Consider the following 19,087-nt stretch of genomic DNA (forward strand, 5'->3'; position numbering starts at 1 on the left):
CCGCCAATCCAGGGGCCGGACGGACTGACGGATTGTCATACACACACCTGGCCCGGCAGGCAATCCCGATTTTCATCAAGTATGATTGTCTGACAATCTGATTAAATCCATTCCACCGAAAGACACCTTCACCGCCTTCCATCAGGAGTTTTCATGACCCGAGCCTACGCCCCCAAGAACCCCGCCCTCTTCGACCAGGGCCTGTCCACCCGCCGCGAGGTGCTGGGCGCCGAGTATGTCGATGCGTCCATCCAGAACGCCACGGACTTCAATATCGACATGCAGGAGCTGGTCACCCAGTACTGCTGGGGCGATGTCTGGAACCGCCCGGGCCTGGACCGCAGGACGCGCTCCTTCCTGAACCTGGCCATGATCACGGCGCTGAACCGCCCGCATGAACTCAAGCTGCATGTGCGCGGCGCCATCAACAACGGCCTGACCAAGGAAGAGGTCAAGGAGGTCTTCCTGCAGACCGCCATCTACTGCGGCGTGCCGGCCGCCATCGACTCCTTCCGCGTGGCGTCGGAAGTCTTCAAAGAGATGGACATCTGAGGCACGCAGCATGACCACCATAGGATTCATCGGCCTCGGAATGATGGGCCAGCCCATGGCCCACCTGCTGCACGCCGCAGGGCACGCCCTGGTCATCCGGGACGCCGTGCCCGCTGCCACCGCACGATTCGCTCAGGAGCATGAGGGCGTGGCCGTGGCATCCGGCGCGGCCGACTTTGCCGGCTGCAGCGTGGTCTTCACCATGCTGCCCGACTCCCGCATCGTCGATGCCGTGGTGGGCGAACTGGCACCGCACCTGCCGCCCGGCGCCTGCATCATCGACATGAGCTCGGCCGACCCCAACCGCACGCGGGCGCTAGCCGGCCTGCTGGGCGAGCGCGGCATCGGGCTGCTGGATGCGCCGGTCTCCGGCGGCGTCAAGCGCGCCATTGCGGGCACGCTGTCCATCATGGTCGGCGGCGATGCGGACCTGCTCGCCCAGCACCTGCCGCTGCTGCAGCGCATGGGCCAGGCCATCACCCATGTCGGCCCCGTGGGCGCAGGCCATGCGCTCAAGGCGCTGAACAACTATGTCTCGGCGGCGGCCCTGATCGCCACGGCCGAGGCCATCCATGCAGGCGCGGCCTTCGGCATTGCGCCGGCCACCATCGTGGACGTGATCAATGCCTCCACCGGCAAGAACAACACCACCGAAAACAAGGCCCACCAGTTCATGCTGAACGGCGCCTTCAACTCGGGCTTCTCGCTGGCGCTGCAGGCCAAGGACGTGGGCATTGCCCTGTCGCTGGGCCAGGCCATGCACACGCCCATGGCACTGGCCGAACAGGTCAGCGCCATGGCGGCCGACGCCTCCAGGTCCCTGGGACCCGCCGCCGACCACACCGAGCTGTACAGGTACGTGGCCCCGGCCTGAACCTGCGCCGTCTCGCCGTCGTCAAGGGCCGCATGCAGCCCTTGCCTTCCTGCCTCACGCCACCAAACACGCCACCGACAACCGGCCGCACAGAGCCGGCGGCCCCTGCACGCGCCTCCAGGAGACAAACCCATGCGCCCCCTCATCCGCAATCCCCTCGCACAGACCCTTCTCGCCGCCGCGCTGGCAGCAGCCAGCCTTGCCGCCCAGGCCTTCCCCAACAAGCCCGTCACCATCGTCGTTCCCTACGCGGCCGGAGGCTCCACCGACGTGCTGGCCCGCGTGCTGGCCGAGGCCATGACGCGCGACCTGGGCCAGCAGGTCATCGTCGAGAACCTGGGCGGCGCCGGTGGCACCATCGGCACCAGCCGCGTCACACGCGCCCAGGCCGACGGCCACACCCTGCTGCTGCACAACATGGGCATCGCCACGGCGCCCGCGCTCTACAGCAAGCTCTCTTTCGATGTGAGGCGCGACCTGGAACCCATCGCGCTGGCCGGCGACGTGCCCATGATCCTGGTGCGCAGCAAAGGCTTTGCGCCCGCCACGCTGGCGGACTTCATCGCCCACATGAAGGCCAAGCCGGGCGAAGTGCGCTTCTCGCATGCCGGCGTAGGCGCCACCTCCCACCTGTGCGCCATGCTGCTGCTGCAGACCACCTCCACCGAGGCCACCCTGGTGCCCTACCGTGGCACGGGTCCGGCCCTGCAGGACCTGGTGGCAGGCAATGTCGATGTCATCTGCGACCAGCCCGTGGCCACCGGCCCGCACATACAGGCGGGCATGCTCAAGGGCTACGCCGTCGCCACGCGCGAACGCCTGCCCTCCCTGCCCGATGTGCCCACCTTCGCGCAGGCAGGCCAGCCCGGTTTCGAGCTTGCCGTATGGCACGGCCTCTACGCCCCGCGAGGCACGCCCCAAGCCGTCATCGAGCGCCTCAACAAATCGCTGCGCACCGCCCTGGCCGAACCCGCCCTGGTCAAGCGCTTCACGGACATGAGCGTCATCATCCCGCCCGCAGACCGCCTCACCCCCGACGCCCTGCGCCAGCACACCGCCGCAGAAATCAAGCGCTGGGACCCGGTGATCAAGGCTGCGGGGGCCAAGGCCGAGTAACGCCGCACTACGACGACACCGGCCTGCGGGCCACGACATCAAAGCGATGCCAGTGCTTGGGGCCCCGCATGCTGGGGGCCATGCCATCGAACTCCTTGAAGGCCACCAGCTCCATGCCATCCAAAAGGTGCAAGACCTGATCACGCGAATGAAAGCTCATGGACTGCGAATCGGCCCAGGCATCGCGCGGCCCGAAAAAATGACCGGCGAACACACCGCCCGGACGCAGCGCAGAACGCACCAGCGACCAAAACGCATCGAAGCACTCAGGATGGCAAAAGGGCAGGCTCAGTCCAGCGTGGATCAGATGCGCTGCAGGCAAAGAGGAAAGATCCTCGAAACGGCAAGCCTGCAGCGTCAAAGCGCCGGGCGCCTGCGATGCCAGGGGGCGCAAGCCCTCGATGGCCGCAGGTTCGCTGTCGATGGCGTGGACGCGCCAGCCGGTACTGAGCAGCACGCGGCACTCATGGCCCGCGCCACAGCCCAGATCGATGGCCGCTTTATCTGCCGTATCACCCGCCAACGCGTCAAGCGCCTGCACCAGCAGAGGAGATATCTTGCGTCCCTCGGTAAAGCGGTAGTAGTCCGTCCAGCTCATGGGTGTGACGCCTGCGGCGTCATCTCTCCATCCACCACTGGATGACGATCTTGGCGACGTAGCCGACAAAGCCCACGCCCAGGCCCAGGAAAATCACGAAGGTGCCGAACTTTCCTGCCTTGGACTGGCGTGCCAGCTGCAGGATGATGAACACCATGAAGAGGATGAAGGCCCCCACGCCGTAGGTGAGGAAGAAATGGGCGATCTGTTCTTCTGTATACCCGAATATCACGACAACACCGTCCTACATCCTCCCCTGCAGGCCCGGCCGGTCCGGGCCCGCCCGGCTCAACGCGCCGGGAAGGCCGACGCATCGACCAGATCGCGGTACGCGTGCCAGCTCGCGTGCCCCAGCAGGGGCATCACGGCCACCAGTCCCAGCAGCCAGCTGCCCAGGCCCAGCAGGGTCAATAACACAATGAGGGCGGCCCACAGTGCCAGAGGCACAGGGGTGGCCAGCACGGCCAACCAACTGGTCAGCACGGCCTGGCGCACCGTCACCCGCCTGTCCAGCATCAGCGGCATGGCCACCACGCTGGACGCAAAAATAGGCGCTGCCAGAAAACTGCCCAGCGCCAGCCATATCGCAAACAACTGCCCGTCGCGGGCCAGCACCACGTGCTGCAGGAAATCCGCCGGAGTGGCAATGCGCACGGGCGAGAGCACGGTGATCAGCGACGCCGACACCAGCACCCAACCCGTGGCCGCCAGCGACAGCAGCAGCCCGAACTGCACCAGGCACCAGTAGCCGCCCTGCCCCTCGGCCTTGGCCGCATGGCCGTTTTGCCAGCGCGTCCAGGTACGCCGCACCAGGGACAGATCGGCAGCCTCGCCGCGCTCCAGCGCACGGCTGATGGCGTAGAGGCTGGTCGCCACGACAGGGCCGACGATCAGGAACCCCGACAGGGCCCCGGCCATCAGCCAAAAGCGATTGTGCCCCAGCGTCAAGATCAAAAACCCGATCAAGGTCAACACCAAGCCATGTGCCAGGCTCAGCCAGGGCGCCCTGGCCATGTCGCGCGCGCCACGCGCCAGCCAGCTCAGGGGGTGTTTCCAGCCGATGCTGCGCACGGCGGGGAGGACGGGGGGGTGGAGGAAAGCTGTGCTGTGGCTGATGGGCATGGCGTGGCGCGGCTTCGCGGGCAGGCAGGGTCAGCTGTCAGCCAGCCCCTGGCACAACTGCGCAAGGCTGGCCACCGTGACGTGGGGCGTGGACCCCTCGTGAGGCCATGCTACGCCCGTGCGGTTGAGCCAGACTGCGTGCATACCCGCATCCATGGCGCCCAGCGCGTCGAGCCGCGCGTCGTCGCCAATGTGCAGCACCTCGTCAGGCGCCACGCCAGCCGCCGCCGCTGCCGCGTGGAAAAAGCGCACATCGGGCTTGGCCATGCCGGCCTTGCTGGCGCTCAGCGCGGCATGGAAATGCTCGCCGATGCCCACCACATGCACGCTGGCGTTGCCATTGCTCAAGGCCACCACGGGCCAGCGCGCGGCCAGGAACTGCAGGGCGGGCAGCGCGTCCTCGTACAAGTCCACGCGCTGGCGCTCGGCAAAGAAAAGATCGAAGGCCGGCTCGGCCAGCGCGCCGTCGTCGCCATTGCGCTGCAGCGCCAGGCGGATGGACTCGCGGCGCAGGCCGCTCAGGTCATGGGCCAGGTCGGGACGATCGCGCTCGATCTGCACGCGGATGGCGCGCACGGCGGCCACGTCGCGCAGCGCCGCGGCCGTGGCCGGCGCATGGGTGTGCAGCCAGTCCAGCAGCACCTGTTCGGCACGCGAGATGGCCGGCCACACAGGCCACAGCGTGTCATCCAGATCGATGGATATGGCGCGGATGCGGCCGCTGCGGCGCAACTGCTGCAAGGCGGTCAGTGCAGGGGCAAATGAGGATTCGGCGAGGTGAGCGGTGGTGGCTTGGGACATGGTCCGAGCATAGCGAAGGCAGCCGCTGCAGGCTGCCGCCGGGTCATCGGGCTCGCATGGCAGGCCGCCGCGTCCTGCCACAATCGGGGCCATGCCATCCCGCTTTGCGCCAGAACCCCCATTCCGCCACGACCAACCCCAGCGCACCGCCGTGCTGCTGTGCAACCTTGGAACGCCCGACGCGCCCACGGCCCCGGCCGTGCGCCGCTACCTGGCGCAATTCCTGGGCGACGACCGCGTGGTCGAGATCCCCAGGATTGCCTGGCTGCCCATCCTGCACGGCATCATCCTGCGCACGCGGCCGGCCAAGTCGGCGGCCAAGTACGCCACCGTCTGGCATGAGAAGGACGGCTCCCCCCTTCAGCACTGGAGCGAGCGCCAGGCCCTGCTGCTGCGCGGCTGGCTGGGCGAGGCCGGGCACAACGTGCTGGTGCGCCATGCCATGCGCTACGGCAACCCGTCCATCCCCAGCGTGCTCGATGCCCTCAAGGCCGAAGGCGCCACGCGCATCCTCATCCTGCCGCTGTACCCGCAGTACTCGGGCACGACCACGGCCAGCGTGTTCGACGCGGTCTATGACTGGGCCCGCACCCAGCGCCACATCCCCGAGCTGCGCTTCGTCAACCGCTACCACGACGACGCTTCCTACATCGACGCGCTGGCCCAGCGCATCGAGGCCCACTGGCGCGGCAACGGCCGTGGCGAGAAACTGGTCATGAGCTTTCACGGCGTGCCCGAGCGCACGCTGCACCTGGGCGACCCCTACCACTGCGAATCGCGCAAGACCGCCCGCGTGCTGGCCGAGCGCCTGGGCCTGTCGCCCTCGCAATACCTAGTGACCTTCCAGTCGCGCTTTGGCAAGGCCAAATGGCTGGAGCCCTATACCGAACCCTCGCTGATCGAGCTGGCACGCAGCGGCACCAAGCGCGTGGACGTGGTCTGCCCCGGCTTCACCAGCGACTGCCTGGAAACGCTGGAGGAAATCAGCCAGGAAGCGCGCGAAGCCTTCATGCATGCGGGCGGCGAGCAGTTCGAGTACATCGCCTGCCTCAACGACAGCGCGCCCTGGATCACGGCGCTGAGCCGCATCGCCCAGCAGCACCTGCAGGGCTGGCCCACGCAGAAGGCGCCGCAGGCCGAACTGGACGCCAGCCTGGAGCGCGCCAAGGCCGTGGGCGCACAGCGCTGAGGCCGTTCTGCATCTTCTGCACCGCGCCATATAACCCTGCCTCATGAGCAGAATGCATAAGCGTCTTTGTATATAGATGCTGCAAGCGGGACAATTGCACCTCTGTTGCTTGTCCCGCCGGTCTTCCATGGCCGGCCCCAGCCATCATGACCAAGACCTTTTCCCCTGCTCTGCGCCTGGCGGCCCCGCTGCTGGCGCTGGGCCTTGCCTGCACCGCCCTGGGCACGGCCCACGCCGCCGAACCCCTGCTCACGCCCGCAGGCGTGCAGGCCGCCGCCGGCCAGGACGCCGTGCGCATCATCGACATCCGCGATCCCAAGGCCTATGGTGAGCGCCACATTCCCGGTGCGCTCAACGCTCCCTACGGCAAATGGCGCGGCCCCGCCACCAATCCCGGTGAACTGCCCGAGCTGCCCAAGCTCACCGAACTCGTGCAGTCCCTGGGGCTGACGCCGGCCACCCACGCCATCGTGGTCTCCACGGGCGCGGACGCCACCGACTTCGGCGCCGCAGCGCGCGTGTACTGGACGCTCAAGCTGCTGGGCCTCAAGGAGCTGTCCGTGCTCAACGGCGGCATGAAGGCCTGGAACGAGCAAAAGCTCCCGCAGGACAACGAGGCCGTCAAAGTGGCCCGCAGCAGCTACCAGCCCCAGCTGGACACCAGCCTGATCGCCACGCGCGAGGATGTGGGCCAGCATGTCAGGCTCAGCAACGCCGCCCTGGTGGACTCGCGCCCCGACGCCTTCTACCAGGGCAAGACGCGCGCGCCGGCCGCCAAGCTCTCGGGCACCCTGCCCGGCGCGCAGCAGCTGGACTTCAACCAGTGGTTCGTGCCCGGCACCTCCACCTTTGTCGATACCGCAACGGCCAAGCAGATCGCGGCCAAGGTCAAGCGCGAGCAGGGCCAGGACATGGTGGCCTTCTGCAACACCGGCCACTGGGCGGCCACCGACTGGTTCGGCCTGTCCGAAGTCGCGGGCCTGCCGGGCGTCAAGCTGTATGCGGGCTCCATGGTGGACTGGACGCAGCAGGCCGATGCGCCGCCCATGGCCAACCAGCCCGGCCGCGCCGAATCCCTGGCCTACGACGCCAAGCAGTGGTGGGAAAAAAAGTTCAAATAAACACTCCCTGAGGCGCTTGCGCGCCTTCCCCCCGTGGCACGGCGCCTCTCTACCCGCTTCGCGGGGAAGGGCGACTGCATGGAGAAAAATGATATGAAACGACTTCCTCTTGCGGCCATCCTGGCCGTTTTCTTTGGCTGGCTGCTGTGGAGCGTCTCGGTGCGCCAGGCCGCGCTGTTCGCCGTGGGCCTGGGCCTGGGCGCGGTGCTGGCCGGCAAGCGCTTTGGCTTCACCACGGGCTGGCGCATGCTGATCGAGGACAAGGACGCCAGCGGCGTCTTCGGCCAGTTGCTGCTGCTGGCGCTGGCCGCTGCGCTGGCCATGCCGCTGCTGGGCCACTATCCCGAACTCACGGCTGCCCTGGGCCCGCCCAGCATCAGCCTGCTGGTGGGTGCCTTCGTCTTCGGCCTGTGCATGCAGATCGCGGACGGCTGCGGCAGCGGCACGCTGTACAAGGCCGGCATGGGCATTCCCATGAATGCGGCCATCCTGCCCGTGTTTGCCATCGGCAGCTTCCTGGGCAGCCTGCACCTGGGCTGGTGGCTGGACCTGGGCAACACCCAGCCCGTGGGCCTGGTCACGGCCTGGGGCTGGGCCCCTGCCCTGCTGGCCACGCTGGCTGCGCTGGCCGTGGTCGCGCTGGGCGTGGCCTGGTATGTGCGTGGCGCCAACGTGGCACTCAAGCGCCCCGCCAAGCCGCTGTTCGTGCGCAAGTGGGTGGTGGGTGCCGTGCTGCTGGCCGTGCTGGCCACGCTCAACCTCATCATTGCGGGCCAGCCCTGGGGCGTGGTCTACGGCTTCGGCCTGTGGGCCGCCAAGATCGCCAACGCCACAGGCGCCGTGGACCTGGCCGGCAACTGGTTCTGGAGCCAGCCCGGCAACGCCGCGCGCCTGCACGAGACCGTGCTGCTGGACGTGACCAGCATCACCAACATCGGCATCCTGGGCGGCGCCCTGTGGGTGGCTGCCGCCAAGCCCGTCAATGCCAAGCCGCTCACTGGCACGCAATGGATGGTGGCCCTGGTGGCAGGCCTGGTGCTGGGCTACAGCTCGCGCCTGGCCTTCGGCTGCAATGTGGGCGCCATGCTCTCGGGCATCTCCACGGGCAGCATCCACGGCTGGATCTGGGTGCCGCTGGCCTTTGCCGGCACCATCTTCGGCCTGCGCATCCGCCGCCACTTCAATTTCTGAAAGGACCCGCCATGACACAACAGAACAGCCTGCGCGCGGTCTTCTGGGCCGTGCTCGTCCTCTTCCTGGCCTGGGACCACCTGCACTCGCCCCCCGTGGACCTGCGCTTCGAGGCACCGCTGATCGCGGCCGGCTCGGGCAAGGCCACGCAAGGCGGGCACTGCTCGATGCCGGCGGGCAAATAGACCAAGACCAAGACCAAGGTCAGGGGACGCTGGGCGCCGGCCCCTCATCCGCGCCAGCCGTCACGGGCAGCGGCGCGGTTTCCACATCGAAGCCGGCCGCCTGCCAGGCCTTGAGGCCGCCCACCAGCGGGCGCACGTTGGCGAAGCCCGCGCGCTGCAGCTGGCGCGCCAGCCGCGCGGCCGAGATTTCATTGGGACAGTCGCAATAGACCACCACCCCGTGAGGATGGTCGTGCTGGGGCAGCAGGTGCGCATGCGACTCGCCGCCATCGCGCGGGCGCAGCTCCCAGGACTGTGCACCCGGGATATGGCCCTGGCGGTACTGCGGCAGGGCGCGCACATCGATCACCGTGGGCTGCATGCCCTGGGCATGCAGGCCCGCCAGCTCGCGCACCGACATGCGCGGCATGCGCAATGAACGCACCATGCGATGGCGCTGCCACCACTTGCGCACGATGAACAGCCCCAGCGCCACGGCCAGCAGCAACAGGCCCCACTGGCCCAGCGCGGTGAGCACGCCCAGCAGGTCTTCCACCGTGGAGCTGAACAGCGAGCCCAGGTACACGGCCGAGCCTACCCAGATCAGCGCACCCAGCCCGTCATACAGCACGAAGCTGCGCAGCGGCGTGCCCATCACGCCGGCCAGCGCGCTGGCGATGGAGGCGAAGCCCGGCACGAACTTGGCCACCAGCAGCGACCTTGCGCCCCAGCGGCCGTAGACGGTCTCGGTCTGGCGGATGCAGGCATCGGGCGACAGCGAGATGCGGCAGATGCGTCCCAGCACACGGTGGCCGTAGGCCTTGCCGGCCTGGTACCAGAACAGGTCGGCAATCAGCGCCGCGCTCACGGCCACGGCCACCAGCCACAGCAGGCGCACCCAGTCGGCGCCTTCCAGCGCACCGGTCACGACCAGCACCGGGTAGGCCGGAATCGGCGCGCCCAATTGCTCGACGAACACATTGAGAAAGACGATGCCGAAGCCGTACTCGCGGATCAGCTCCACCAGAAAACCCATGTCAGGCCTCTCTTGCCCAGACGGTGCCCGCACCCGAAAAAGAAGGCGAGGCTGCACCCGTCGCAAATGCTAGCGCGGCTGCAACATCCGCGCCCGGCCCGGGTTGATGCTCAGCCGCGCTGCAGATGCTCCAGCACCCATTGCCAGTGCGCGGGCACGTTCAGCGCCGGCGCATGGCCGCAGCCGGGCACCTCCTGCCAGTGCAGCAGGCCGCGCGCGCCGGGGCCGCGCGTGGTCATTTCCCTGGCCACCTCGGGCAGCACCAGGTCCGAGTCCACGCCCCGCAGCAGCAGCACGGGGATCTCCAGCGCGTCGTAGTGCGGCCAGATGCCGTAGTCGTCGTCATGGGCCGTGAACTGCTCGATCATGGCCGGGTCGTAGTGCGGCGTGACGCGCCCATCGGGCAGGCGGCGCACGCTGGTTTCGGTGAGCTTGCGCCACTCGGCCTCGCCGAGCCAGCCATAGGGCCGGTAGGCCTGGCGAAAAAAGGCCTCCAGCTCGCCCACGGTGTCGAAGGCCGGCGGCTCACCCGCATAGGCCTTGATGCGCGCCAGCGCTGACTCGGCCAGTTGCGGCGCATTGTCGTTGAGCACCAGCGTCGCAATGCGGGCGCGCAGCGAAGGCTCGAACAGGCCCGAGGCGCAGACCGTGCCGATGGCCCCGCCCATGGACGTGCCCACCCAATGCGCGCGCTCCAGCCCCAGCGCATCGAACAGCCCGCGCGCAATGCGGGCGTAGAAGCCCAGCCGGTATTCCTCGCGCGGCGCGCGGCTCCACTGGCTCAGGCCCCGGCCCAGCGTGTCGGGGCAGACCACGCGCCAGCCCTGCCCCGCCAGGAACTGCGCCAGCGCATCCATGTCGCGCCCCGTGCGTGCCAGCCCGTGCCAGGCGATGACCGTACCCGCAGGCTCCGCGCCGGGCGCAGGCTGCCAGTCCATGTAGTGGATCTCATAGCCCGAGCAGTGCGCGTAGCGGGAATCCGGCACGGCAACACAAGGGGATGCGGACGAGGGTGATGCTGTGGAAGCCATGGAAGAAATCTCTGTGCAGGAGCGGCCGGCCGCCGTGGCAGCCGGCCGCCCCGGGGCCTGGCTCACTCAGGGATGCGGATCAGCCCGTCGCTGACCTCGATGGTGTTGGCCGTTGCGGGCCGCGTCACGAAGGGCGGCACCTGGGCCGCCGTGATGGCAGGCGCCGCGCCCGGCTGGCCGCCGCGCGGCGTGGTGCGCACCACCTGGCTGGCGGGCAGCGCGGTGCTGCTGCGCAGGTTGGCCCACACGGCATCCATGGCCTGGTTGAAGTACGGGTGCAGCGGCACGAAGCGCGTGTCGAAGCCGGAGAACGGCAGGAAGGCATCGAAATGCTGGGCATTCACCACCTCGATATAGCGCAGCCGCGTGCTGGAGCCATCCAGGCCACGGTTGAGCACCGTGTAGGCGCGCGCATTGTGGTTGACCGGCACCAGCGCATCGCTGCGGCCCGCCACGATGATGGTGGGCTTGCCGCGCAGCCTGCCGGTATGCAGCACCTCGTTGATGCCGGCGCGCACGGCGTCGCTCTGGGCACGCGTGGGCACGCTGCTCTCGGACAGGTTGAAGCCGGTCACCGGATCGAAGCCCGTCACCAGCGCGTGCTGGCACAGCGCGTTGTCCAGGCCCAGGTCGGCCACGCGCGTGGAGGGCGACACGGCAAACTGCCAGGCCTTGGCCCCGCCCACCGAGTCGTTGTAGACCACCGTGGCGGGCGTGCCGTTGGCCGTGCCATTGGCCGTGGCAAAGCTCTGGGCCAGCGCGGCCCCCGTGGCGGGCACCACGTCGCCCGTGGCATTGGCGGCCGCAAAGCTGGTGCGGCACAGGTTGGCATCCACGCCAAACCGGCCATAGGCCATGGTGTACATGGCCGACAGGATGGGGCCGTTGCCCAGCGCGTAGTGGGCGTTGTGCATGCGGTCGTGGTCGCGCGTCCAGCCGTACAGGCGCAGCTTGCTCAGCGCATTGGCGGCGCGGTCGGCCGTGGTGGCGCCGATGACCAGGCCCTTGGCGGCCAGGCTGGTGCAGCGTGCCTCGGCACGCGCCGTCATGGCGGTGAGGCCTATGTAGTTGAAGATCGAGGTCTCGGTCAGCGCCGCATCGGGAGCCAGCGCCGCGCAGGGCTGGTAGATGTTGCCGTAGGTGGTGTACTCGGCCAGCGTGCGGCCCGGGTTGGGCATGGTCGCATTGCCCACGGCAATGGTGTAGCCCTGGCGCGTGGGCATCTCGGTCACGGGTTCGGAGGCCACCACGCCGTCGATCAGGCCGTCCGTATCCAGCTCGGCCGCACGCAGCACGGCCGCGCCGCCGTTGGAGGCCGAGCCCGCCAGCACCAGCGTGTTGTCCTTGCCGAAGGGCACGGGGTCCTGCGTGGTGCCATAGCGGGCATTGAGCACGTACAGCGCATAGCGGGCCGCCGCCAGCGTGTCGTTGCCCCAGTCCTTTTCAGGGTTCTGCTGGGAATGCGCGTGCTTGATGGCAATGCGGTTGGGAAACGCCGCGTTGTAGGCGGCGCGCGCCGCATCGGTCAGCCGTGCGGCAAAGAAGGACAGGCTGCCCGCATCCGTGCGCGTGGCGCGCGTGCCGTCCAGCTTGTTGACGGTGTCGTCGCTCAGGTTGTGCAGGCCCACGCCCTTGCCCGCGTCGGTCAGCGCCACGGCGCAGCCCTTTTTCAGGCCCCACTCGCCCGCCGTGCCGATGGCGCCATACACGCCGCGCGAGCCCGAGGACGGGCCCAGCACGATGCAGGGCCGGTTGCGGTCAAAGCTGTCCGGCACCTGCACGGCCACCATGGTCTGCTTGCGGCCCGTGCCGTCGTCCAGCACGGCCAGGTACTCGCGCCCGGGGATCAGCCCTTCGCCCGCAGTCACCTGCCCGTCTGCCGTGATGTTGGGGCCGTACAGCGTGCCATAGCCGCCGCCCGCCGTGGGGTCCAGGATGCCCCGGTAGTTGGAGTACAGCGCATTGCGCCGAAGCTCCGCCGCCGTGGGATTGGCAGGGTCCGCATACAGGGGCGCGGCTGCGGCGCCCAGGCCCGTCTTGCCCAGGCCGCCCGTCAGCAAGTCCTGCGTGGCTGCCGTGGCACCCGTGCCGGTAGCCGTGGCCGGATACACCGTGGCGCCCAGCTCGGTAAAGCCCTTGGGCAGGTCGTTGCTGGGCTCACGCTCGCCGCTGCCGCAGGCCGCCAGCGCGGCCGCCGCCAACGCCGTGAAGGCCCAGCGCCAGGGGGTTGCAGGAATCGACGACACCATCTCTTCACGCTTCAACATGCCCATCTCCTTGTGGTAGTTCTCTGATGCACGAATGCGCCAGGGGCCCTGGTCAGGCTCCGGCGCGGGAAGAACGCAGACGCCCCACGACGCCCGTGGGGAAATAGTAGACCGACAACACGAACAGCACGCCCAGCCACAGCAGCCAGCGGTCGGGCGACAGCAGCGCGGCCAGCCAGGGCAGGCTGTGCGCGGCCTCGCTGGCCACGCGCAGCAGGTCCTGCAGATAGCTCTGGGCGATGAGGAACAGCACCGAGCCGATCGCCGCGCCATAGATGGTGCCCATGCCGCCGATCACCACGATCAGCAGGCAGTCCATCATGATCTCGAACGACAGCGAGGTATCTGGCCCGTTATAACGCAGCCACAGCGCCAGCATGGCCCCGGCCACGCATGCGAACAGGGCCGACAGCACGCTGGAGAGGGTGCGGTACACCACCACGCGGTAGCCGATGGCCTCGGCGCGGAACTCGTTCTCGCGGATGGCCTGCAGCACGCGGCCGAACGGGGAATTGACGATGCGCAGCAGCGCCAGCACCAGCGCCACGGCCAGCACGAACAGCAGGTAGTAGGTGATGATGCGCCCGTCGATCAGCACGCCCAGCACCTCGTTCTCGAACGGCTCGAAGCTGGGCGACAGCCACTCGGGCAGCTTGAAGCTCAGCCCGTCCTCCCCGCCCGTCCATTCCGACAGTTGGGAGGCCAGCGTCTGGAACGCCGCCGCCACGGCCAGCGTGATCATGGCAAAGAAGATGGCCCGCACGCGCAGCGAGAACAGGCCGATGGCCAGCGACAGCAGCAGCGACACCAGCAGCGCCGCGCCCAGGCCCAGCGCCAGCGCGCCCCAGCCCGCGCCCATGCGCGACGATGCAATCGCCACGCCATAGGCGCCAATGCCGAAGAACATGGTGTGCGCAAAGCTCACGATGCCGGTGTAGCCCAGCAGCAGATCGAAGCTGGCCACCAGCACCACGAAGATCAGCACCTTGGCCGCCACGTTCAGCGCCTTCACGCCAGGGAACACGAACGGCGCCGCCGCCAGCCCCAGGAAGATCAACAGCAGCAGCACCGCCAGCACGCGGCTGCGCGGCAGGTCGCCGGAAAGCAATCGGTTGAGCATGTCGATCACTCCTTCAGCGGTTGGCCACGGGATAGACGCCCTGCGGGCGCCACAGCAGGATGGCCACCATCAGCGCGATGTTGGAGAACAGCGCCACCTTGGGCACCAGGAACCCCGTGTAGTTGGCCATCAGCCCCACCAGCAGCGCGCCGATCAGCGCCCCGCCCGTGCTGCCCAGCCCGCCGATGATGATCACGATGAAGATCAGCACATTCACCTGCGCGCCCATCTGCGGCACCACGCTCTGCTGGTACATGCCCCACATCACCCCGCCCAGCCCGGCCAGGGCCGAGCCCGCCACGAACACGCCCACGAACAGGCGGCGCACGCGGTAGCCCAGGGCCTCCACCATCTCGCGGTCCTGCACGCCCGCGCGGATCAGCAGGCCGATCTTGGTGCGCGACAGCGTCCAGGCCAGCAGGGCAAACACCGCCAGCCCCACCAGCACGGCCACCACGCGGTACTTTTCCACGGCGGCATCGCCCAGCAGCCAGGCGCCCTTCATGCCCTGGGGCAGCGGCAGCGGAATCTGCTGCGGGCCCCAGATGAGCTTGATCAGCTCCTCGCCGATGATCATGCCGCCCATGGTGATCAGGATCTGCTTGAGATGCTGGCCGTACACGGGCCGCACGATGAAGCGCTCGAACGCCAGCCCGATGGCACCCGCCACCAGCATGGCCACCACCATGGCCGGCAGCACGGCCAGCAGGTTGCGCCACAGCTGGTCCGACCCCGTCCAGTCGCCCATGGCACCCAGCACGTTGGTGGCCACGAAGGCACCCAGCGCGATGAACACGCCGTGGCCGAAGTTCAGCACGTCCATCAGCCCGAACACCAGCGTCAGCCCCGAGGCGATGATGAACACGATCATCCCCATGGCCAGCCCCGCCACCGTCAGCGTCAGCCAGGTCGAGCCCGAGCCCACCAGCGGCAGCGCCGCCAGGGCCAGCACGGGCACCAGCAGCAGCGGCTTGAAATCCACATCCAGCCTGTTCAGCTTGTTCATAGCGAAAGCCCCAGCAGCGACTGCTGCAACGCCGCGTCTGCCGAGAACTCGGCCATGCCGCCCGCGTGCACCACGCGGCCGTTGTCCATCACCGCCACGCGGTCGCCCAGGCGGCGCGCAAAGCCCAGGTTCTGCTCCACCAGCACAATCGTCGTGCCGCCCGCCTTGAGCTGGGCGAAGGCCGCGATCATGTTCTCGATGATGGCCGGTGCCAGGCCCTTGCTGGGCTCGTCCACGATCAGCAGGTCGCGCGGCTCCACGATGGCGCGCGCCACCGCCACCATCTGCTTTTGCCCGCCCGACAGCTTGCCGGCCGGGTGGTTCCAGAACTTCTCCACGGCCGGGAACATGCCGAAGATCCACTGCAGCCGCTGCGCGTCCATGCGGTCGGCGCGCGAGGCGCCGCGCGCGGCCAGCAGCAGGTTTTCCTGCACCGTCAGGTCCGCGAAGATGCCCATGTTCTCGGGCACATAGGCAATGTTCAGCCGCGCGATCGCGGGCGTGGGCAGGGCCGTGATGTCGGCCCCGCCAAAGGCGATGCGCCCCTGGCTGGCCCGCCACAGGCCCATGATGGTGCGCAGCGTGGTCGTCTTGCCCGCGCCGTTGCGCCCCAGCAGCATGGTCAGCTGCCCGCGCGGCACGGCCAGGTCCACGCCATGCAGGATGTGATAGGCCCCGATATGCGTGTGCACGCCCGACAGTTCCAGCAGGTTGGCGTTTGGGTTGAGGTTGGCGGCAGCGCTCATGCGGCCTCCTTCACGGCGCCCTGCTCCGGCACCACACCCAGGTAGGCCTGCTGCACCACAGGCGAGGCAATGACCTCGGCCGGCGGCCCATCGGCCACCAGCGTGCCATTGGTCAGCACGATGATGCGGTCGGCCAGCTCGCGCACCACATCCATCTTGTGCTCCACCAGCAGGATGATCTTGCTGCGGTCCTGCTTGAGCTTGCGTATCAGGTCCAGGATCACCGGCGCCTCGTCATGGCTCATGCCCGCCGTGGGCTCGTCGAACATATAGACCTGGGGTTCCAGCGCCATCAGCAAGGCCACCTCCAGCTTGCGCTGGTCGCCATGCGGCAGCGCGGCCACGGCCTCGTCGCGCCGGGCGGACAGGGCCACCTGGTCGAGGATGTGCAGCGCCCGCTGCGTCAATGCCCGGTGGTCGCTCCAGATGCTCCACAGGTTCAGGCCGCGCCGGTGCGGCCCCTCGTCGCGCGCCTGCACGGCCAGGCGCACGTTCTCCAGCACGCTCAGGTGCGGGAACAGATTGGTGAGCTGGAACGCCCGCCCCAGCCCGGCCCGCGTGCGCGCCGAAGGGGCCAGCCCCGTCAGCTCGCGCCCGCCCAGCAGCACGCGCCCGGCCGTGGCCTTGAGCTGCCCCGAGATCAGGTTGAAATACGTGGTCTTGCCCGCCCCGTTGGGCCCCACGATGGCCGTCAGCGTGCCCGGCTCGAAAGCGCAGCTCACGCCGTTGACGGCCACATGGCCCCCGAAGCGGATGGTCAGATCCTCTGTGCGCAACATTGCTCAGCGGCCGTTGCGGATAGGAACCTGCATCTCCTCGGGCTTGATCTCGCGCACCAGCTCGGGCACGCCCCAGGCCAGCGCCGGGTCCACGCGGATCTTGAAGTGGTACATGCTCTGCAGGGCCTGGTGGTCTTCCTTGCGGAAGGTCATCTGGCCCTTGGGCGTGTCGAAGCTCATGCCCTCCATGGCCTTGATCAGACCGTTGGTCTTGGTGTCTCCACCTGTCTTCTTGAGCGCCGTCACGATGGCCATGGCCGCAGAGAAGCCGCCGGCCGTGAAGAAATCCGGCGGCGTCTTGTACTGCTTGTAGTGCATGGACACCAGCGCCTCGTTCACCGGGTTCTTGGGAATGCCGTAGTAGTAGTACGTGGCGCCCTCCATGCCCGGCAGATTCTTGTAGGCCGCCATGGCGGGCAGGATGTTGCCGCCCGTGGCGATCTCGATCCCGTAGCGCTTGAGGTCCAGGTCCGCGATCTTGAACGGATTGCCCGCCCCGGCCCACACGATCCAGATGATCTTCCTGCCCGGCTGGTCCTTGAGCTTGTCGATCAGCCGCTGCGCCCCTGCCGTGAAATCCGTGGTGGCGGCAGGCAGGTACTCCTCATGCGCCAGCTTGCCCTTCTTGATGGCGTCCTTGAAGGCCTTCACCCCGTCGCGGCCGAAGGCGTTGTCCTGGGCCAGCGTGGCAATCGTCACGCCCGCCCTGTCGATGGCCACCGCATTGCTGATGGCGTCCTGGCTGGAGTTGCGGCCCGTGCGGAAGATGTACTTGTTCCACTTGTCGCCCGTGATCGAATCGGCCACGGCCGGCTCCACCAGCAAAATCTTCTTGTACTCCTCGGCCACCGGCAGCATGGCCAGCGCCACGCCGGACGACGTGGGCCCCACGGCCAGATCGGCCTTGTCATCGGAATACGCCGTGGCCAGCAGGCTCTTGCCCAGGTCGGGCTTGCCCTGGTCGTCCTTCTCGATCACCACCAGCTTTTTGCCATTCACCGCCATGCTGCCGCCCGTGGCGTACTCCAGCCCCATCAGCAGCCCGGCCTGGGTCTGCTTGCCATAGGCCTCCAACGCGCCGGTCTTGCTGTAGACGTGGGCAATGCGGATCTCGCCCTGCTGGGCCAGTGCAGCAGGAGCTGCAGCGGCCATGGCGGCGAGTGCGATGGCGCAATGGAGGAAGGGGCGGCGGTGCATGGTTTGTCTCCTTTGGGGTTTGCGGCTTGATGGCCTGGCTGGGCCTGCCGTTTTGCAAGGGGACCATGCATGCTTTGTGCCAGGCACGCCCAGGCGGCACCAAGACAGGGACGGCCTTGCGCCCCCCGGGGCCAGGCAGCCCGTGCCAGGGCCGAAAGTGTCTGGCCATTGGACAGATTCAGTGTCTTTTTCCAAGACAGCTGCCTGAATCCGATACAGGGCAAACCATGAACTCCTGGGATGTTCCCCTTCGCCTGGCCCACCATCACGTCCTGGCCGGCCAGCAGCCTCATGAGTTCAGGAGGCCCATGGGCGTGGAGAGAAAACCGTTGTTTTCTTCAGGCAACAGCCGCTGATTCGGCCAGATGGGGCATGGTGCGCTGCCTCAGCTCGACCAGCGGCAATGCCCGCTGAACCGCCAGCGCGGCCCGCTGTAGCAGTGCCTCGTCGTGCAGGCGGTAGTCCAAGAAATCCTTGTCGGTCGCGTAGACACCCAGTGGCAGGGTGCGTGCCTGGAAGAAGCTGAACAGCGGCCGCAACTGGTGGTCGATCACCAGGGCATGGCGCTCGCTTCCACCGGTGGCCGCCAGCAGCACGGGTTTGTCGATCAAGGCGTCCTGGTGGACGAAGTCGAAGAAGTGCTTGAACAGTCCGGTGTAGGCGCCGCGAAAGACCGGTGTGGCCACCACCAGCACATCCGCCTGCTCCACCGCCGCAAGCTCACGCTCCACCGTCTCGGGCAACTGCGAGCGCCACACAGCGCCGGCAAGCTGCGGCGCGAGCTGGCCCAGTTCCACCAGGCGTTGTTCGCACGGACCTTCGTCGGCGATCAGATCAGACAGATGCTCTGCCAGGGCGGCAGACTTGGAGGGGCGCTGCAGTCCGCCGGATACGGCGACCAGACGAAGTGGACGTGTCATTGCTGCTCTCACGCAAGATGGCCGGGGTTCAACGCGGGAGCCGGTTGTGGCGACCATGCGGTCCGAGGTGAAGTGATGGCCATGACTGCTTCCCAAAATGCAAACGAACAATGGGAGCGGATGATATGGAGCCAAATCAATGAAGTAAAATGTTTTTATCTCACAATTACATGATTAAAACTCATATAAAGCCTTAAACCTGCCCCGTCGGTGCTGTTCGGGGGAGCATCCGGGTCACAAGCGAGGCGGGCATCTGC

At 67.9% G+C, this 19,087-nt stretch carries 20 protein-coding genes; 7 read left to right on the forward strand and 13 right to left on the reverse strand.

What is annotated here, in order from left to right:
• Positions 1 to 153: 153 nt before the first annotated feature.
• From U6958_RS24255 to U6958_RS24265, 3 genes are all read left to right on the forward strand, one after another.
• Positions 154 to 552 (forward strand): carboxymuconolactone decarboxylase family protein, encoded by a 399-nt coding sequence (locus tag U6958_RS24255; RefSeq protein ID WP_012204485.1) that lies wholly within the window; start codon positions 154 to 156, stop codon positions 550 to 552.
• Positions 553 to 562: 10 nt separating this feature from the next.
• Positions 563 to 1,426 (forward strand): NAD(P)-dependent oxidoreductase, encoded by an 864-nt coding sequence (locus U6958_RS24260; protein WP_074923865.1) that lies wholly within the window; start codon positions 563 to 565, stop codon positions 1,424 to 1,426.
• Between the two features lie 132 nt (positions 1,427 to 1,558).
• A complete protein-coding gene (locus tag U6958_RS24265) occupies positions 1,559 to 2,542 on the forward strand; it encodes a tripartite tricarboxylate transporter substrate binding protein BugD (protein WP_016449598.1) in 984 nt (327 codons plus the stop codon).
• Between the two features lie 7 nt (positions 2,543 to 2,549).
• On the opposite strand, the gene U6958_RS24270 is transcribed toward U6958_RS24265, so the two are convergent.
• From U6958_RS24270 to U6958_RS24285, 4 genes are read right to left on the reverse strand one after another with little or no spacing between them, the layout of a single operon-like run.
• Positions 2,550 to 3,140, reverse strand: coding sequence for a class I SAM-dependent methyltransferase (locus tag U6958_RS24270; RefSeq protein WP_074923863.1), 591 nt, complete (start codon positions 3,138 to 3,140; stop codon positions 2,550 to 2,552).
• A 19-nt stretch (positions 3,141 to 3,159) separates the two neighbouring features.
• Entirely contained in the window at positions 3,160 to 3,372 is a 213-nt protein-coding gene (locus tag U6958_RS24275) for a DUF2788 domain-containing protein (RefSeq protein ID WP_016449600.1), read from the reverse strand.
• 56 nt (positions 3,373 to 3,428) lie between these two features.
• On the reverse strand, positions 3,429 to 4,262 hold the full coding sequence (locus U6958_RS24280; RefSeq protein WP_074923862.1) for a DUF2189 domain-containing protein: 834 nt from the start codon (positions 4,260 to 4,262) through the stop codon (positions 3,429 to 3,431).
• Positions 4,263 to 4,292: 30 nt separating this feature from the next.
• Positions 4,293 to 5,063, reverse strand: coding sequence for an HAD family hydrolase (locus U6958_RS24285; RefSeq protein WP_074923894.1), 771 nt, complete (start codon positions 5,061 to 5,063; stop codon positions 4,293 to 4,295).
• A gap of 91 nt (positions 5,064 to 5,154) precedes the next feature.
• Here U6958_RS24285 and hemH point away from each other — a divergent pair, with 91 nt between their 5' ends.
• From hemH to U6958_RS24305, 4 genes are all read left to right on the forward strand, one after another.
• Positions 5,155 to 6,252, forward strand: a complete 1,098-nt coding sequence (hemH, locus tag U6958_RS24290) for a ferrochelatase (RefSeq protein ID WP_074923861.1) — start codon at positions 5,155 to 5,157, stop codon at positions 6,250 to 6,252.
• 146 nt (positions 6,253 to 6,398) lie between these two features.
• Positions 6,399 to 7,373, forward strand: a complete 975-nt coding sequence (locus tag U6958_RS24295) for a sulfurtransferase (protein ID WP_017404609.1) — start codon at positions 6,399 to 6,401, stop codon at positions 7,371 to 7,373.
• Positions 7,374 to 7,466: 93 nt separating this feature from the next.
• A complete protein-coding gene (locus U6958_RS24300; protein WP_016454056.1) occupies positions 7,467 to 8,564 on the forward strand; it encodes a YeeE/YedE thiosulfate transporter family protein in 1,098 nt (365 codons plus the stop codon).
• Positions 8,565 to 8,575: 11 nt separating this feature from the next.
• Entirely contained in the window at positions 8,576 to 8,749 is a 174-nt protein-coding gene (locus U6958_RS24305) for a hypothetical protein (protein ID WP_016449605.1), read from the forward strand.
• A 19-nt stretch (positions 8,750 to 8,768) separates the two neighbouring features.
• Here U6958_RS24305 and U6958_RS24310 read toward each other — a convergent pair whose 3' ends face one another.
• The 9 genes from U6958_RS24310 to msuE all read right to left on the reverse strand — a co-directional run bounded on the left by U6958_RS24310 (position 8,769) and on the right by msuE (position 18,830).
• Positions 8,769 to 9,764, reverse strand: a complete 996-nt coding sequence (locus U6958_RS24310; RefSeq protein ID WP_016449606.1) for a rhodanese-like domain-containing protein — start codon at positions 9,762 to 9,764, stop codon at positions 8,769 to 8,771.
• Between the two features lie 110 nt (positions 9,765 to 9,874).
• On the reverse strand, positions 9,875 to 10,795 hold the full coding sequence (locus U6958_RS24315; protein WP_074923859.1) for an alpha/beta fold hydrolase: 921 nt from the start codon (positions 10,793 to 10,795) through the stop codon (positions 9,875 to 9,877).
• A 62-nt stretch (positions 10,796 to 10,857) separates the two neighbouring features.
• Positions 10,858 to 13,062 (reverse strand): 3-hydroxybutyrate oligomer hydrolase family protein, encoded by a 2,205-nt coding sequence (locus U6958_RS24320; protein WP_074923892.1) that lies wholly within the window; start codon positions 13,060 to 13,062, stop codon positions 10,858 to 10,860.
• Positions 13,063 to 13,114: 52 nt separating this feature from the next.
• Complete coding sequence (locus U6958_RS24325) at positions 13,115 to 14,182, reverse strand: branched-chain amino acid ABC transporter permease (protein WP_016449609.1); 1,068 nt, start codon at positions 14,180 to 14,182, stop codon at positions 13,115 to 13,117.
• Between the two features lie 13 nt (positions 14,183 to 14,195).
• Positions 14,196 to 15,188 carry a branched-chain amino acid ABC transporter permease gene (locus U6958_RS24330; protein WP_074923856.1) on the reverse strand — a complete coding sequence of 331 codons (993 nt, stop codon included), beginning with the start codon at positions 15,186 to 15,188 and terminating at the stop codon, positions 14,196 to 14,198.
• Positions 15,185 to 15,934 (reverse strand): ABC transporter ATP-binding protein, encoded by a 750-nt coding sequence (locus U6958_RS24335; protein ID WP_074923853.1) that lies wholly within the window; start codon positions 15,932 to 15,934, stop codon positions 15,185 to 15,187. The genes U6958_RS24330 and U6958_RS24335 overlap by 4 nt, the downstream gene beginning before the upstream one ends.
• Entirely contained in the window at positions 15,931 to 16,713 is a 783-nt protein-coding gene (locus U6958_RS24340) for an ABC transporter ATP-binding protein (RefSeq protein ID WP_012204469.1), read from the reverse strand. The genes U6958_RS24335 and U6958_RS24340 overlap by 4 nt, the downstream gene beginning before the upstream one ends.
• Before the next feature lie 3 nt (positions 16,714 to 16,716).
• Positions 16,717 to 17,910, reverse strand: a complete 1,194-nt coding sequence (locus tag U6958_RS24345; protein WP_047474939.1) for a substrate-binding domain-containing protein — start codon at positions 17,908 to 17,910, stop codon at positions 16,717 to 16,719.
• 338 nt (positions 17,911 to 18,248) lie between these two features.
• Entirely contained in the window at positions 18,249 to 18,830 is a 582-nt protein-coding gene (gene msuE / locus U6958_RS24350) for an FMN reductase (RefSeq protein ID WP_074923850.1), read from the reverse strand.
• Between the last annotated feature and the right edge of the window lie 257 nt (positions 18,831 to 19,087).

The organism is Delftia lacustris, from assembly GCF_040267515.1.
GTDB classification, from domain to species: domain Bacteria; phylum Pseudomonadota; class Gammaproteobacteria; order Burkholderiales; family Burkholderiaceae_C; genus Comamonas; species Comamonas tsuruhatensis.